We start from the raw sequence: 15,696 nt of genomic DNA on the forward strand, positions 1-15,696 counted from the left end.
ATTCGGCGGTTCAGGGGTTCGGGGGTTCAGGGGGGGTGGGGGTCGATCAGAAGGCAGGCGGTGCGGTGGAGGAACGTACGGTCAACTCGACCGCGAGATCGACGGGTTCGGCCGGGTGGGAGTGGCCCTCGATCATGGCGACCAGGACGTCGACGGCGCGGGACGCGACGGCGGCGAAGTCCTGACGGACGGTGGTCAGCGGCGGGGAGAGATAGGGCGCGGCGGGGATGTCGTCGAAGCCGACCACGCTCACGGCGGCGGGTACGGCACGTCCGGCCTCGGCGAAGGCACGAAGCGCGCCGAGGGCCATGTCGTCGTTGGCGGCGAACACCGCGGTCAGGTCGGGGAGTTGGGCCAGCGACCGCCCGGCCGCGTAGCCCGAGGCCGGGGTCCAGTCGCCGTCCGCGGGCAGCGGTGGTTCGGGGGCTCCGGCGTCGGCCAGCGCCTCGCGCCAGCCGCGGAGCCGGTCGCGGGCGGTCCACCAGTCCTGCGGGCCGGGGATGTGCCAGACCGTGCGGTGTCCGAGCCCGAGCAGGTGCTGTGTGGCGATCCGTGCGGCGGCGACTCCGTCGGCACGGACCACGGTGCTGGGCGCGTCGGCCAGGTGCACGCCCTCGCCCAGACTCACCACCGGTACGTCCGCGCTCAGTCGCAGGGGCGTGCCGTCGTCGATGGGCTCCGACAGGACGATCCCGTCGACGCCCTGTTCCAGCAGGGATTCCACGGCTGCCGCGATTCCGGCGCCGCCCTGACCTTCCAGGGTGCTGGCCACGGCGAACGAGTAGCCCACCCGGTGCATGGCCCGCTCCAGGTCGATGAGCTGGGTCGACGGACCGTAGAGCGCGCTGCCGAGCGAGACCACGCCGATCCGCCGGTACCTGCCCATCAGCAGGGCGCGGGCCGCGTTGTTCGGACGGTAGTCCAGTTCGCGGATGACGCCGAGCACGCGGTCGCGGACGTCGGCGCTGACGTGGGGTTCGCCGTTGACGACGCGGGACACGGTCTTCTGGGAGACACCCGCGGCACGGGCGACCTCCATCATCCCGGGGCCGCGCCGGCGGCGTCCGGGACCACGGGGGGACGACGGCTCGGTGCCGGTGGTGGCCATGGCCCTCCTCGTGCTCGTCCGGTGTTCATCGGCGTTGACTACGTAGTCAATCTCGCGCGTGATGATGCGAGGTTCGGGATGACTGCGTAGTCAGGCCAGTGTTCACAGCGCGGCCGCACGAGTCAATACTCCGTGCGGAACCAGTGCGGAGGGGGCCGGATTGACCGAGGCGGTGGAGCAACTGGGGCGGTCGAGGAGCCGGGGCGGTGGAGGAGCCGGGGCGGGGCGCTCATGAACATGGCGTCCGGGCCCGGCCCTTCGTGGTCAGTGGATGGTGAGCAGTGTCTGCGGGGTGCCGCTGCGCGGCGCCTGCCTGGAGCCGCGCAGCGCGGCGATGCCGATGAAGACCATCGACGACAGGCCCGCGATCGCGAAGGCCGTGAAGCCCCAGTCGCCATTGCCCGCGGCGAGCAGCTGGCCGCCGAGCCACGGGCCGAACACGGCTCCGAAGCGGCCCATGCCGGAGGTCCAGCCGACGGCGGTGGCGCGGTTGTCGGGGGTCGAGCGGATCGAGACCGTCGCGTAGATCATGGTCTGGGCGCTGTTGAGGAACACGCCGGTGAGGAAGACCACCGTGAAGGTCACCGCGAGCGGCATGTGGACGCTGAGCAGGAAGACTCCGACGGCGGTCAGCGCGAACCAGATCGACGAGATGCGCGGCGCCCCGAACCGGTCGGCGGCCCGGCCCGCGACCAGCATGCCCACGATGCCGCCGAGGTTGAAGAGGACGACGAAGGTGAGCGCGGAGCCCAACTCGTAGCCCTCGCTGCGCATCAGGGTGGGCAGCCAGGTGGCGACGCCGTAGACGAGCAGGAGCCCGCCGAAGGAGGCCGGCCAGTACAGCAGGGTCTGGGTCCACTCGCCGCCGCGGAACAGGTTGACGAGGGCGTTCCAGCGGTCGGCGGGGGCCTTCTTCCCTGCCGCGGCGGGCAGTTCGACCTCGAAGCGGCCGGCCAGCTCGCGGGCCTCCTCGGTACGGCCCTTGGCGACCAGGAAGCTCAGCGACTCAGGCATGAACCTGGCGAGCACCGGGACGAAGAGCAGCGGGACCACGCAGACCCAGAAGGCGGCACGCCAGCCGAAGGGCTCCACGATCCACAGGGCCACATAGGCGGAGAGGATGCCGCCGGCGTGGTGGGCGGTCATCAGCATGCCGATGGTGAGGGCGGTGCGGCCGCGCGGGGCGTAGTCGGAGACCATGCTGATCGCGGTGGGCAGCAGTCCGCCGAGACCGACTCCGGCGAGGGTGCGGCCGAGGCCGAAGACCGCGACGCTGCCCGACATCGCGCACAGCCCGGAGGCGAGCGAGAAGAGCGTGACGCAGGCGACCATCAGCTTCTTGCGGCCGATGCGGTCGGCGACCGTCCCCGCGGTCAGTGCGCCGACCAGCATGCCGAAGGTCGCGTAGCTGCCCAGGTCACCGGCCTGGTCCGGAGTGATGCCGAGGGACTTCTCCGCCAGCATGTGCGGCAGCACCGAGCCGTAGATGAACATGTCGAGGCCGTCGAAGAGCACGGCCATCCAGCACAGACCGACGACCAGTGCCGCCAGTTTGCCGCCGCGGGCGGACAGGGCGAAGGAGGAGGACATCGTTGTTTCCTCTCGTCCAGGAGTCGTGTCCCTGGAGGGGATCGGGGAGGCGGGGAGCGTGCGGCGCGAGCGGTTCGTGCGGCTGACCCCGTGATGCGCATGACGCTGGAAATCCCCTTCGAAATTGTCAACCTTTTCGTAAACAATCACAGAGGCAAGGCGGTCGCCGGGGCGGCACACGGCAGGGGTGTGCCGCCTCGGAAGCGAACGGGGACGCCGGTGTCAGCCGACCGGCGGCGTGCCGTGGGTGTGGAAGGACTCGATGGTCTTCAGACCCCAGGCCTGACCCTTCTTCCGCTCCTCCTCGGTCCACGTGATCAGCGGCCAGTCGGGCGCCAGGACGAGGCGGGTGAGCGGGTTGCACAGCTCGACGCGGTTGCCGCCGGGCTCGTAGACGTACAGGAAGAACGTCTGCTGGATGGCGTGCTTGTGCGGGCCCGTCTCGATGAACACACCGGTGTCCAGGGCGAGATCGGCCGCCCGCAGGATGTCCTCACGGGTGTCCGTGGCGAACGCGATGTGGTGCAGGCGTCCGTTGGAGCCGGTCCAGTCCTCGGTGTAGACGATGTCGTACGACTTGCTGCTGAAGGTCAGCCACTGGGCGGCGATCCTCCCGCTGTCGAGCCGGATCTGCTCGGTGGGCCGGGCGCCGAGCACCTCGTGGACGAAGCCTCCGTTGGGCTCGACATCGGCGGCGAGGAAGTTGACGTGGTCCAGGCGGCGTACGCCCACGCCGTGACCGGGCTTGGCCTGCGGCTGGTTCTTCAAGCCTGGCTTCAGCTCGTCCGGCGCCCGGTACCACTCGCTCTCCCAGTAGAGGGCGAGTTCATGGCCGTCCGGGTCCGTGGTGACGTACAGCGGGCCGATGCCCGGCTCGTCCTCGACCCAGCGGCCGGGGCGGCCGGCGTTCTCGGTCTCCTTGACCCGGCGCTGGAGGGCTTCCTCGCTGGAGGCGCGCAGGGCGGTGCGGCGGATCCCGGACGTGGCGTGGGCGGTCAGGGTCACGCTGTGGTGCTCGTAGTCGTCCCAGGTCCGCAGGTATACGGAGTCCCCGGAGCGGCCGTTCTCGGTCAGGCCGAGGTAGTCGGTGAAGAACCGGACGCTGGCGTCCAGGTCGGGGGTGAGCAGTTCGACGTGCCCGAGGTGGGCGATGTCGCCTAGCGGCGGGGCCATGAGGCCTCCTCAGGGGTGTTGTACGGCTCCGGCCGGCCGGGGGAAGACCGTGCCGTCGAAGATCTTGCGTGCGGTACGGACGACGGCGGTGCGCCGGGCCACCGGGACGGGGCTGGGGGCAGCGCCTGAAGCGACACTCGATGCGGCGCCCGGTTCAGCTCCAGGTTCAGCGTCCGGGGTGTCGTACGCGAGGGTCGTTTCTATGTCGAGGAATCCGGTGGGGTGCTCGATACGCACCCGGTCCCCGCCGGCCGGCAGACGTGCGACCGCCCGGCCGACGCCGCCCTCGATCCGCAGCCCGGCGGCGACGCTCGCGGCGCCCAGGACCCCGATCGAGGTGTGGCAGCGCACCGGGATGAAAGTGCGGGTCATGACCGCACCACCGTCCAACGGCGGTGCCAGCAGGCTGAGTTTGGGCACGGTGGTGCCTTCGACATCGCCGAGCCCCATCAGTTTTCCCGCCTCCAGCCGGATCTCCCGGAGCCGTTCCGCGAGGGCCTGGTCCGCCTCCAGGTCGGTGGGCGTCTCATAGCCGGTGACACCGAGCGAGGACGCGGCGATCAGCACGGTCGGCATGCCGTTGTCCACGCAGGTGACCGGTACGTCGGCGACGAGGTCACGTGCCCGGCCGGTCGGCAGCAACGGGCTGCCGCCCTGCGGGAACTCGATGACCACCGGCGCCGCGGCCCCCGGCACCCCGGAGATCTCGGCGGAACCGGTGTAGTCGACGCGCCCCTCCGGGGTGGGGAAGGACGCGACGGCGAGGTCCCCGGTGTTGAGCATGCGGATCCGCACCGACGTACGGCCGTCTCCGGCGGCGACCAGTCCGCGTTCGACGGCGAACGGGCCGACCGCGGCGAGGAGGTTCCCGCAGTTCTGACGGTCACTCACTTCCGGCGTGTCGACGCCGACTTGGAGGAACAGGTAGTCGACGTCCGCCTCGGGGTCGGCCGACGCGGAGACCACGGCCACCTTGCTGGTCAGGGGGTGCGCGCCACCCAGGCCGTCGATCTGGCGCGGGTCGGGGCTGCCCATGACGCGCAGCAACAGGTCGTCGCGCGGGGCGGGTTCGGCGGGCAGGTCCCCGGCCAGGAAGTAGGCGCCCTTGGAGGTGCCGCCGCGCATGAGCATGCAGCGCACCTCCTCGGCCCCGGCCCCGGTCACGGACCCACTCCGACCCTGTGCCCGGTCACGACCCGGCCCCGTCCCACGGCTCCCGACGCTCCGGCCGTTCCTGCCGCTCCCGCCGGTACTCCTCGTACGACTGGTAGCGCACGCCGAGTCGTACGAGCGTCTCGCGCAACCCATAGCGGTCCAGGCCGAGTTGGCCCTCGGCGAAGGCGGCGCGTGTCGCCTCCTCCTTCGCGGTGCGCGCGGCGGACGCGTCGACGGCCTCGGCGGACCGCTCGCGCGGGACGACCATCACGCCGTCGTCGTCGGCGAGGATCACATCGCCCGGCCGGACGCTCTGGCCGCCGAGCACCACGGGTACGTTGACGGATCCGCCGGTGGCCTTCACGGTGCCCTGCGCGGACACGGCCGACGCCCAGACGGGGAAACCCATCGCGCGCAGTTCCTCGGTGTCGCGCACTCCGGCGCCGGTCACCAGGCCGCGTACGCCCCTGCGTTGCAGGGCGGTGGCGAAGAGTTCGCCGAACATGCCGTCCGTGGAGGGCGAGGTGGTGGTGACGACGAGGATGTCGCCCTCGCCGCACTGCTCGACCGCCGCGTGGATCATGAGGTTGTCGCCGGGCCAGCTCAACACGGTGACGGCGGTGCCCGCGACCCGTACGCCCTGCTGGATCGGGCGCAGGTCGCTGCCGAGGAGGCCGGTGCGGCCGAGGGCCTCGTGGACGGTCGCCACGCCGTACGCGGAGAGCGCCTCGACGTCCTTCTCGGCGGCCTTCGGGGGGTTGGTGACGATCAGGCCGCTCATGCCAGCTCCCCCGTGACCTGCGGGTAGGGGCGCATGTACGCCTCGGCGTAAGTGGTGTGCGGCAGGCCGAGGTTGGGGCCCGCGTTGCGCTTGAGCTGCACACCGCGGCGGACGGCGAGGTCGGTGTAGTAGTCCCACAGATGCCGCTGCGCGGCCAGGCATTCCATGGCCTTGCGCTTGGTCTCCCACACCTCGGAGATGTCGAGGAGGACCTCCGGCTTGAAGCCGCACATCTCGGGCTGGTGCGGCTCGAAGAAGAACACCGGCGGGGCGCCGATGATCTCCCCCTCGGCCGGGTAGCCGATGGCCTGGGCGAGCACCCGCGCGTCCAACGCCATCCGGGCGGCCGCCGGGTGGTCGCCGTTGTACGGGTCGTCGAGCGGGTGGGTCAGGACGACGTCCGGCTGCGCCTCGCGGTAGACGGCCACCAGCCGGTCCGTCAGCTCGGGCGTGATGGTCAGGGGGTAGTCGCCGGCGTCGAAGAAGACGACCTCGGCGCCGAGGGTGGCGGCGGCCGCCTCGGCCTCCGCGCGACGCATCCCCTTGATCTCCTCCAGCGACCTGCCCTCGCGCCATGCCTTCGCGGACTCACCGCGCTCGCCGTAGGTCAGGCACGCGATGGTGACCTTCTCGCCGCGCGAGGCGGCGAGGGCGATGGCTCCGCCCGCGCGCCACACGAAGTCCCCGGCATGCGCGGTGATGACGAGCGTGGATCGTGGGGTGGCGGGCGTCGACGGTGTTGAGGTACCGGCCGCATTGCCATGCGTCATTGTTGCAATCTCCTTGGTGGACAAGCCGGTTGGCCCACCCCCGAGGTGTCACTCGCGCAACGCGTCGATCACACCCGAAAGGTGGGCGCGGACGGCCGCTTCGGCCGCCTGCGGGTCCCGGGCCCTGATCGCCTCGATCATGGCCAGATGCTCACCCAGGGACTTCTGGGGCCGCCCCGGTCGCAGCGCGAGCTGGAAACGGTGGCGCACCAGTTGCCCGTTGAGCCGCTCCAGCAGTTCCACGGCCGTCTGCTGGCCGGAGAACTGTCTGATGAGGGCGTGCAGTTCGTGGTTGAGGTCGGAGTAGGTCACCGGCTCGCCGTCGGCGACGGCCTTGGACATCGCCTCGCCCACGTCGACCAGCCGGGTCAGCTGCTCGTCCGTGACCGCGACGGCCGCCTTGGCCGCGCACAGCCCTTCGAGGACCATGCGGCACTCGGTGATGGCGACCGCTTCCTCCACGGTCACCACCCGCACCCGCGAACCGCGGTTGCGGATCCGCTCGACCAGACCCTCCGACTCCAGCTCGATCAGTGCCGCCCGCACACTGGCCCGTGTCACACCGAACTGCTCGGCGAGTTCGTTCTCCACCAGCCGTTGGGCCGGTGCCATGTCGCCACGCAGGATCGCCTGCCGCAGCTGCGCGAGCGCGTGCTGCCTGGCCTGCTCCCCAGTGCTCGGACGGGCTTGTTTCGGCATGTGTGCTCTCCCTGAGTGAGTGCCTGTCGAACCTAAATCTAGACGAACAAGATTGTCAACAATTTTGTTCTCCATGTGGTGCGACCACATACCAACAAGGGCCCTGGTATCCGCAGTTGCGGATACCAGGGCCCTCAGGAGTTCGTACGAGGGGTCTCCCGCGCTCAGGCAGCGACAGGGAACCCCGACGTGCGGAGGACGCGGCGCTCGGCGTCCACGGCGAACACCTCGCAGCCTTCGCGCGCGGCGGCCCAGTCGATCCCGTCCGCGCCCATCGCGAACGCCGCGGTCGCCGTCGCGTCCGCCTCGGTCAGGGACGGGGCCACGACGGTCAGGCTGAGCAGTCCGGTCGCCGGACGGCCGGTGCGGCCGTCGAGGATGTGGTCACCGCGCTCGTAGCGCCCGGAGGTCGCCACCGCGCCGTCGGTGATCTCCAGGACCGTGCACAGCCGGTCGGCCTGTTCCGGGTGACGCACGCCCACCCGCCACGGACGGCCGGCGGAGACCACATCGCCGCCGGCGTTCAGGCAGAACGTCGTCACGCCCTCGGCGAGCAGCAGCTCGGCCGCCCGCTGCACCGCCCAGCCCTTGACCATCGCGCAGGGGTCGAGTCCGCGGCCGGGCAGCCGCACCTGGAACGCGCCCCCGCTCGCGACCCGGTACTCCTCGCACAGGTCGAGCACCTCGACGAGGTCCGGGCTCAGCTCGTGGGACTCGAGCTCTCCCCGGCCCAGCCGGGACACCTCGCTGTCGGCGATGAACGGGCTGAACCGCGCGTCGACCTCGCGCAGCCACGCGAACACCCGGTCCGCGGCCACGGACGCGCTCCCTGCGGGGTCACCCCCGTCAGCGTCACCGTCGTCGATCCGCAGGGAGATCGGCAGCCCCATGATGTGCTCGACCCGGCGCACTTCCTCGGCCGTCGACATCGCGATCAGCCCTTCGCGTCGATGGCGGCCTGGAGGGACTCGACGTACCCCTCGCTCGTGATCGTGGCGCCCGAGACGGCGTCGATGTCGGAACTCTGCGCCTCCAGCGTCTCCGCGATCAGCTTCGGCACGGCGGCCTTCGTCTGCGGGTGGTTCGGCTGCTGCAGCATCCGTACCGCGTCGATCTTGTCGCCCTCGAAGGTCACCTCCACCTGCACGGTGCCCTTCTCGGTGCCGACAGCCGAACCCGCGACGACCTGGGAGGCGGCCGAGGCGGACGGCGAGGACGAGGAGGAGGACGAAGAGGACGAGGAAGATGCCGGCTTCGCGTCGATGGCCGCCTGGAGGGACTCGACGTACCCCTCACTGGTGATCGTGGCGCCGGACACCGCGTCGATGTCGGCGCTCTGCGCGGTGAGCGTCTCCGCGATCAGCTTCGGGACCGCGGCCTTCGTCTGCGGGTGGTTCGGCTGCTGCAGCATCCGTACGGAGCTGATCTTGTCGCCGTCGAAGGTCACCTCGACCTGGACGGGACCCTTCTCGGTCTTGATGGTCGAACCGGCGACGACCTGGTTCGAGGTACCCCCCGAGGAGGACGTGGAAGGTGTCGAGGCGGGTTCGGCGACCTCCGTGGTGGACGACGTGTCGGTCGAGGGCGCGTAGCGCCAGACCGGGATCAGACCCGCGACGGTCAGGACCAGGACAGGAATGGCTCGTTTCACGGTGTCTCTCTCATCCCGCCAGGCTGAAGCGCTCGAAGTGGATCTGCTGCTTGGGCACGTTCAGCTCGCGCAGGCTGCCCAGCACCGCGTTCATCATCGGAGGCGGTCCGCACAGGAAGACGTCCCGGTCACCGATGTCCGGCACGAGCCGTACGAGCTCGTGCGGCGCCAGCTTGTCGGGGCTGACCGGCCCGGACACGAGGTGCAGCTCGGCGCCCTTGGCCTGGGCGAGCTCCCGCAGCTCGTCGTAGAGGACCGCTTCCCGGTCCGTGGACACCCGGTAGATGACCACCGCGTGCCCTTGCACCTCCTCCAGCAGGGCCCGGATGGGGGTGACGCCCACACCGCCGGCGATGAGCACGGACTCCGGCCGGGTGCGGTGCATCGCGGTGAAGGCGCCGTACGGGCCCTCGGCGAAGACCCGCGTACCGACCTTCAGGTGCCGCAGGCCCGCGGTGCCGTCACCCGCCGTCTTGGCGGTGAGCCGCAGCGTCCGGCCGTCCGGCGCCGCCGACAGCGAGAACGGGTTGGCCTGCCACCACCGGTCCTTGGTCAGGAACCGCCACAGGAAGAACTGGCCCGCGCGCGCCGGCAGCCGGTCCAGGTCGCGCCCCGTCATGTAGATCGACACGACACTGTCGGACTCGGGGACCACGGCCGAGACCCGCAGCTGGTGGCGCATGTTCCGCCACAGCGGCAGCACCAGCCGGCCCAAGACGACCGCGCCGAGCGCCACGCCCCACACGCCGTACCAGTACGCCGTGGCGAAGGACGACGCGGTGAAGGTCGTACCCACCGCGACCTGGTGCGTGAAGGCCAGCACGACCGCGACATACGTGTAGAGGTGGATGAAGTGCCACGTCTCGTAGGCCAGCCTTCGGCGGGCGTAGCGGGCCGAGACGCCGCCGATCACGAGGATCAGCACCAGCGCGACGACGGCGCGCAGCACGCCCTCGACGGTCTCGGCGAGGTCCACGAGCTGGCTCACCGGGTCCATGCCGGAGGAGTCGGCGTAGCCGAAGGTGATGAACACGGCGTGGCCCAGCAGCGTCCAGAGCAGGCCGAAGCCGACCCAGCGGTGCCAGGAGGTCAGCCGGTCCATGCCGATGCGGCGGTCGAGCCACGGCAGCCGGGCGACCAGCAGCAGTTGGAAGGCCATCAGGAGCGCGCCGTACAGGCCGAGGAGCCGGCCCATGACGATGAGGGCGTTCGAGGCGAACCCGGCCTGGACGAAGAACACGGTCACCACGGCTACGTTCACGGCCAGCACGCCGTACAGGCCGGCGCGGGCCACCACCTTGGGGCGTACAGCCGCGGAAGGTGGCGGAACGGTCGTCTGGACAGTAGTCACGGGGTCGGCAACTCCTTGATCGGGTCCTGGGACTCCGAGCCTGCCTGCCGAGTGCTGTCGTTTTCCTGTCGGTCAACTTTCAAGTGTTTATCGATATGAAGTAGACAGGCCCGTGGCTATGGCGTCGGGAGGCGCGTGAAGCACTATGGGCACGTGGAAAAAGTACGACTTCTCGTTGTGGACGACGACCCGCCCATCGCCGACCTGGTCGCGACGGTCGCCCGCTACGAGGGCTGGGAGGCGGTGACCGCGAACTCCGGCGAGGAGGCGCTGCACCGGGCCGCGGACTTCCATCCGGACATCGTGGTGCTCGACCTGATGCTGCCCGGGCTCGACGGCTTCGCCGTGCTCGACCGGCTGCGGCTGTCCGGAACGATGGTGCCCGTGGTGTTCCTGACCGCCCGGGACGGCGTGGCGGACCGGGTCGCGGGCCTGACCAGGGGCGGTGACGACTACCTGGTGAAGCCGTTCGCGGTGGAGGAGCTCATGGCCCGGCTGCGGACCGTGCTGCGCCGCAGCGCGGGACCGGCCTTCCAGCGGTCGGTGCTCAGTGTCGCGGACCTGACCATGGACGAGGACACCCGCGAGGTGCGCCGCGGTGACCGGCTGCTGACGCTCACCCCGACCGAGTACGAGGTGCTCCGCTATCTGATGCGGAAGTCGCCGACCGTGCTCACCAAGGCGCAGATCCTCGACCATGTCTGGGAGTACGGCTTCGGCGGCCGGTCGAACGTGGTGGAGCTGGTCATCAGCAGGCTGCGCCGCAAGCTCGACGGCAGCGACGAGGACGAGGCGCCGCTCATCCACACCGTTCGGGGCGTCGGATACGTGGTGCGGCAGGTCGCCGAGTGATCCGTCGCTTCAGGGAGACCTACCGCAGGCTGCGGCTGGGCACCCGGCTGGCCCTCGGCATGGGCGTGCTCTCGCTGGTCGTGTTCGCCGTCGTCGGGGCGTCGCTGTCGATGTACATGCGGGGCTATCTGGAACGCCAGCTCAACGACCAGATGAAGCTCGTCCAGATCACCCAGTCCAAGGACGTCACGGCGTACGGCACCGTGCAGGGCAAGCCGTACTACGGCTGGTACACCGCCTCCTACGAGGTCTCGGCCGACTCTGCCGTCCTCCGCAAGCCCGCGGACGTACCGGCGGACGCCGACGAGCTCGCCACCGTCGCCGAGGCGCTCCAGGCCTCGGGCCACGACCCGCTCTTCCGCACCGCGCACATCAAGGGGAAGGGAACGTACCGGCTGCGTGCCTGCGAGGCCGAACCCGGGGTGGTCCTGGTCACCGCGGCGCCCATGGACGACATCGAGGACACCATGGACCAGCTGGCCACGGTCCAGGTCGTCGCGTTCGCCCTCGCGCTGGTCGGGCTCGTGGTGTTCGGCCGTGCGGTGCTGCGGCGGGGCCTGAAGCCGCTCAGCGACATGGCGCACACGGCGCGGGGCATCACCTCGCACGACTTCACCGACTCGGCGCGGCTTCCCGTGCGCGCCGACCGCGGGAACGGCGGCCCGGAGGTCGAGGAACTGCGCACCGCCTTCAACACCATGCTGGAGCACATCGACGACTCACTGGCCGTCCGCACGGAGGCCGAGCAGCGGCTGCGCCGGTTCGTCGCGGACGCCTCGCACGAGCTGCGCACGCCCCTGATGTCGGTACGCGGCTACGCGGACCTCTTCCAGTACGCGGCGGCCAACGAGCCCGAGGAACGGGAGAAGCACCTGGCCCGGCTGCGTGCCGAGGCGGCCAGGATGGGCATCCTCCTGGACGACCTGCTGCTGCTCGCCCGGCTGGACGCCGCCGAGGTGGAGGCGCCGGTTCGGCTGGAGGACGCGGATCTCGCGGAGCTGGTGCGCCAGGCCGCGGAAGCCTTCCGCGCGGCCCGCCCGGACCATCCGCTGGCCGTGACGGCCGGTCCCGGTCCGGTGCGGCTGCGCCTCGACGCCCTGCGCATCCGGCAGGTCCTGGACAACCTCCTCACGAACGCCGCCGTCCACACCCCCGCCGGTACGGAGGTGTCCGTGGAGGTGTCCGTCGAGTCCGGCGCGGCGATCGTCCGGGTCACCGACTCCGGTCCCGGCATCCCGGCCGCCGACCAGGAGCGCGTCTTCGACCGCTTCTTCCGCATCGACAAGGCCCGCAGCCGAGACCGCGGAGGCAGCGGCCTCGGCCTGGCGGTCGCCCGCTCCCTGGTCCAGGCCCACGGCGGCACCATCACCCTGACAAGCGGCCCGGGCGCGACAACGTTCACGATGAGGCTTCCCTTCGCCCCCTAGCTCGGGCGCCCCGAAGGGGCGCGGGGCTGTGACATTGAGCGGCTCCGCCGCGTGGGCGCGACCAGCCACAGCCGACCCGCACCCGGCGCCCCACGGGGCGAGCCCTCCGCCTACTCGGCGTAAAACGTGGCGTCAGCCTTCGCCGTCGTCGTATCGGCCGGCTGCGTCACCAGCAGATAGTTGTAGTGCCGGACATAGCTGCCCGCCACGTTGTACGACTCGAACGAAACCCCCGCCGACGCATCGGCCAGCCCCGCCCGCCGATAGAAGCTCGCATCGCCCTTGAAGGCCGTACTCCCGTCACTCTTGTCCACCCACACCTCACCGTTGCTCCGGTGGCGGAGGTAGTACCCCGGGAAGTTCGCCGACTCCAGGGAGACGGTCCCGGTACCGGCCAGGCCGGTCACGACACGGAACTGGGAGTCCGCGAGGTTGGTGACGTTCGGCTCGATCTTCGCCCGGTACTCCCAGTGCCGGATGAACCGGTCGGGGAAGTTGTACGAGGAGAAGCGGACCGGGGTGACGCCGTCGGCCACCGGGATGCCGAGGTTGGGCGTGCCGTCGGCGTTCCAGTACAGCTTCTGGTAGCGCGTACGGCGGTTGGGGTCGTTGAGCGGATCGCCGCTGATGTCCTTGTAGTTGCGGTCGTGGTAGACGAGGACGTCGGACTTTCCGTCCTCGGACGTGGTGAAGGTGTTGTGGCCCGGGCCGTACTGGCCGGTCGCGTCGTTGCTCTTGAAGACCGGAGTCTGGGTCTTCGTCCAGGAGGCCGGGTTCATCAGGTCGGCGGTGGCATTGGCGGTCAGCAGGCCGAGGCAGTAGTTGGCGTCGGTGGCACTGGCCGAGAAGGTCATGAAGACCTTGCCGTTCCGCTGGATGACGGCCGGTCCTTCGTTGACGCGGTGACCGACGGTCTCCCAGGACAGCGTGGGGGTGGAGATGCGCGCCGGAGTGCCGCTGATGGTCCATGGGTTGGACATCGGGGCGAGGTAGATGCTGGTTCCGGTGCCGACCGCCGGGTCGTTCTGCGCCCAGCTCAGATAGCGGGTGCCGCCGACGGTGAAGGTCGTCGCGTCGAGCGAGAAGGTGTCCAGCGGCAGGGCGATACGGCCCTTCTCGGTCCAGGTCCCGGTCAGCGGGTTGGCGGCGCTGGTCTCCAGGACGTACGGCCGGATCTTCCAGATGTCGTTGGTGGCACCGGCGGCGAAGTAGACGTACCACTTGCCGTCGATGAAGTGGATCTCCGGCGCCCAGATGTGCGCGCCCATGTCACCGCTGGCGTGCTTCGTCCAGATCGTCGTCTCGGCGGCGGTGGACAGCCCCTGGAGGGTGGTGGCCCGCCGCATGACGATCCTGTCGTACGCGGGCACGGTGGCGGTGAAGTAGTAGTAGCCGTCGGTGTGTTTGAAGATGTGCGGGTCGGCGCGCTGTTCGGCGATCGGGTTGGTGAAGGTGACGGCCGGCGAGGCGGGGGCGGCGGCCTCGGCGATGCCGGAGGTCAGGGCGGCCAGGGTGACGAGCAGCGCCGTGACCACCCTTGCGATCGTGCGTCTCACTGAGTTCCTCTCGATCACGTCGAATGCGTCAAATCACGTCGAACGCGCCGGTCACGTCGTGGGCTTGAACTGCCACTGCTGGCAGGTGTTGTTGAGCCAGGTCCACTGGCGTACGTCGACGCCGTCGCCAGTACCGCAGTTGGCGACGTCGGCGACCTTGCCGGTGCTCTCGTTGACGATCCGCACGTAGTCGCCGGTGGCCGTGTACACGAGGCGGTACTTCTGGCAGTTGTTGTTCAGCCAGGACCACTGGGCGATGTCGGTTCCGTCGGCGGCGGCGCAGCCTGCGGTGTCCATGACCTTGCCGGTGGCCACGTTGACCAGTCGGCTGGTGTCGTTGCCCTGGTCCTCGATCCGCCACTTCTGGTTGGCGCCGCCGGTGCAGGTCCACTGGAAGATGTTGGCGCCGTCCGCGGTACTGCCGCCGGCCACGTCCAGGCACTTGCCGCTGTTGCGGTTCACCAGCGTGTACGCCGTCGGGGTCGCCGCGGTCTCGCCGGACGGGCCGGGAAGGGTGGTTCCGAGGGCGACCGGGGTGCCGAAGTTGGGCGTGCCGTCCGCGTTCCAGGTGAACTTCTGGGCGCGGGTCGTCCGGCCGTTGCCGCAGCCGCCGTTCGCGGTGTTGTTGCCGTGGTAGACGATCCAGTTCTCGGTGCCGTCGGGCGAGGTGAAGAAGCCGTTGTGGCCGGGGCCGTAGACACCCGCCGCGTCATTGCGCTGGAAGACCGGGGTCTGCTTCTTCGTCCAGGAGGACGCCAACAGCGGGTTGGTGCCGGTCAGTTCGAGCTGGCCGAGCTTGTAGTCCGCGGTCTGGCAGTGGCTGGCGGAGAAGGTGAGGAAGGTGCGGCCGTCGTGGTACAGCGGCTCGGGCCCCTCGTTGACGGCGCCGCCGGAGGTCTCCCAGCTCAGCGTGGGGCTGGAGATGACGCTGAAGGTGGAACTGCTCAGCGTGTACGGGTTGCTCATCGGCGCGATGACCAGGCTCTGCGTACTGCCGTTGATGAAGCCGCTGCCGACCAGGTACAGGTTGTTGCCCTGCTTCAGGACGCTGGCGTCGATGAGCCAGCCGCCGGGGGTGAGGTTGGAGCCCGTGAGCTGGTTCTTGAAGCTGTACGGGCCCATCGGATCGGTGCCCGCGCTCTCCAGGACGTACGTGCGCTGGGAGTCGCAGCAGGCGACTCCGCCCTGCCCGGCGGAGTAGTACAGGTACCAGTGCCCGTCGAAGAAGTGCAGTTCGGGGGCCCAGAAGTTGGTGTTGCGGGTCGAGGTGGTGTCACTCCACACCTGGACACTGGGGGCCACCGACAGACCGGCCAGGGTCGGCGACTTCCGCATGGTCAGCACACCGGTGAACGACGTGGTGACCAGGTAGTAGTTGCCGTTGTAGTACTCCAGCCAGGGGTCGGCGCCCTTCTGCGCCTTGACGGGGTTCGTGTACGGCCGCCCCTCCGCGGCCGTGGCGGGCTGCGTGGCGACGGAGGCGAGCATCACGAGCAGCGCTGCCACGAGGGTGCACCAGTGACGGGCACGGAACACGGCGGATCCCCTTCCGATGAGCACGACATGCGCGATGTTCGAAATCC

At 70.1% G+C, this 15,696-nt stretch carries 14 protein-coding genes; 2 read left to right on the plus strand and 12 right to left on the minus strand.

Going from position 1 to position 15,696, the window contains the following annotated elements; translation table 11 throughout:
* Positions 1-46 precede the first annotated feature (46 nt).
* From QF035_RS08600 to QF035_RS08645, 10 genes are all read right to left on the minus strand, one after another.
* The gene (locus QF035_RS08600; protein WP_307530977.1) at positions 47-1,039 is read right to left on the minus strand and encodes a LacI family DNA-binding transcriptional regulator; all 993 of its coding nucleotides are present in this window, start codon (positions 1,037-1,039) and stop codon (positions 47-49) included.
* A 333-nt stretch (positions 1,040-1,372) separates the two neighbouring features.
* Complete coding sequence (locus tag QF035_RS08605; protein WP_307519379.1) at positions 1,373-2,698, minus strand: MFS transporter; 1,326 nt, start codon at positions 2,696-2,698, stop codon at positions 1,373-1,375.
* Between the two features lie 222 nt (positions 2,699-2,920).
* Positions 2,921-3,871 carry a catechol 2,3-dioxygenase gene (locus QF035_RS08610; protein WP_307519380.1) on the minus strand — a complete coding sequence of 317 codons (951 nt, stop codon included), beginning with the start codon at positions 3,869-3,871 and terminating at the stop codon, positions 2,921-2,923.
* Between the two features lie 9 nt (positions 3,872-3,880).
* The gene (locus tag QF035_RS08615) at positions 3,881-5,002 is read right to left on the minus strand and encodes a 4-oxalomesaconate tautomerase (protein ID WP_307530978.1); all 1,122 of its coding nucleotides are present in this window, start codon (positions 5,000-5,002) and stop codon (positions 3,881-3,883) included.
* Positions 5,003-5,060: 58 nt separating this feature from the next.
* Positions 5,061-5,807, minus strand: a complete 747-nt coding sequence (locus tag QF035_RS08620) for a 4-carboxy-4-hydroxy-2-oxoadipate aldolase/oxaloacetate decarboxylase (protein ID WP_307519381.1) — start codon at positions 5,805-5,807, stop codon at positions 5,061-5,063.
* Positions 5,804-6,577, minus strand: a complete 774-nt coding sequence (locus QF035_RS08625) for a PIG-L deacetylase family protein (RefSeq protein WP_307519382.1) — start codon at positions 6,575-6,577, stop codon at positions 5,804-5,806. The genes QF035_RS08620 and QF035_RS08625 overlap by 4 nt, the downstream gene beginning before the upstream one ends.
* Positions 6,578-6,625: 48 nt before the next feature.
* A complete protein-coding gene (locus QF035_RS08630) occupies positions 6,626-7,276 on the minus strand; it encodes a GntR family transcriptional regulator (protein WP_307519383.1) in 651 nt (216 codons plus the stop codon).
* 164 nt (positions 7,277-7,440) lie between these two features.
* Positions 7,441-8,187 (minus strand): FAD:protein FMN transferase, encoded by a 747-nt coding sequence (locus tag QF035_RS08635; protein WP_307530980.1) that lies wholly within the window; start codon positions 8,185-8,187, stop codon positions 7,441-7,443.
* A gap of 23 nt (positions 8,188-8,210) precedes the next feature.
* Positions 8,211-8,927, minus strand: coding sequence for an FMN-binding protein (locus tag QF035_RS08640; protein WP_307519385.1), 717 nt, complete (start codon positions 8,925-8,927; stop codon positions 8,211-8,213).
* Between the two features lie 10 nt (positions 8,928-8,937).
* A complete protein-coding gene (locus QF035_RS08645; protein ID WP_307519386.1) occupies positions 8,938-10,278 on the minus strand; it encodes a ferredoxin reductase family protein in 1,341 nt (446 codons plus the stop codon).
* 153 nt (positions 10,279-10,431) lie between these two features.
* On the opposite strand from QF035_RS08645, the gene QF035_RS08650 reads away from it, so the two are divergent.
* Together QF035_RS08650 and QF035_RS08655 are read left to right on the plus strand one after the other, a co-directional pair.
* Entirely contained in the window at positions 10,432-11,130 is a 699-nt protein-coding gene (locus QF035_RS08650; RefSeq protein ID WP_307519388.1) for a response regulator transcription factor, read from the plus strand.
* Complete coding sequence (locus tag QF035_RS08655; RefSeq protein WP_307519389.1) at positions 11,127-12,557, plus strand: sensor histidine kinase; 1,431 nt, start codon at positions 11,127-11,129, stop codon at positions 12,555-12,557. The genes QF035_RS08650 and QF035_RS08655 overlap by 4 nt, the downstream gene beginning before the upstream one ends.
* A gap of 110 nt (positions 12,558-12,667) precedes the next feature.
* On the opposite strand, the gene QF035_RS08660 is transcribed toward QF035_RS08655, so the two are convergent.
* Positions 12,668-14,092, minus strand: coding sequence for a family 43 glycosylhydrolase (locus tag QF035_RS08660; protein ID WP_373466936.1), 1,425 nt, complete (start codon positions 14,090-14,092; stop codon positions 12,668-12,670).
* 72 nt (positions 14,093-14,164) lie between these two features.
* Entirely contained in the window at positions 14,165-15,601 is a 1,437-nt protein-coding gene (locus tag QF035_RS08665; protein ID WP_307530982.1) for a family 43 glycosylhydrolase, read from the minus strand.
* Between the last annotated feature and the right edge of the window lie 95 nt (positions 15,602-15,696).

The organism is Streptomyces umbrinus, from assembly GCF_030817415.1.
Lineage (GTDB): Bacteria > Actinomycetota > Actinomycetes > Streptomycetales > Streptomycetaceae > Streptomyces > Streptomyces umbrinus_A.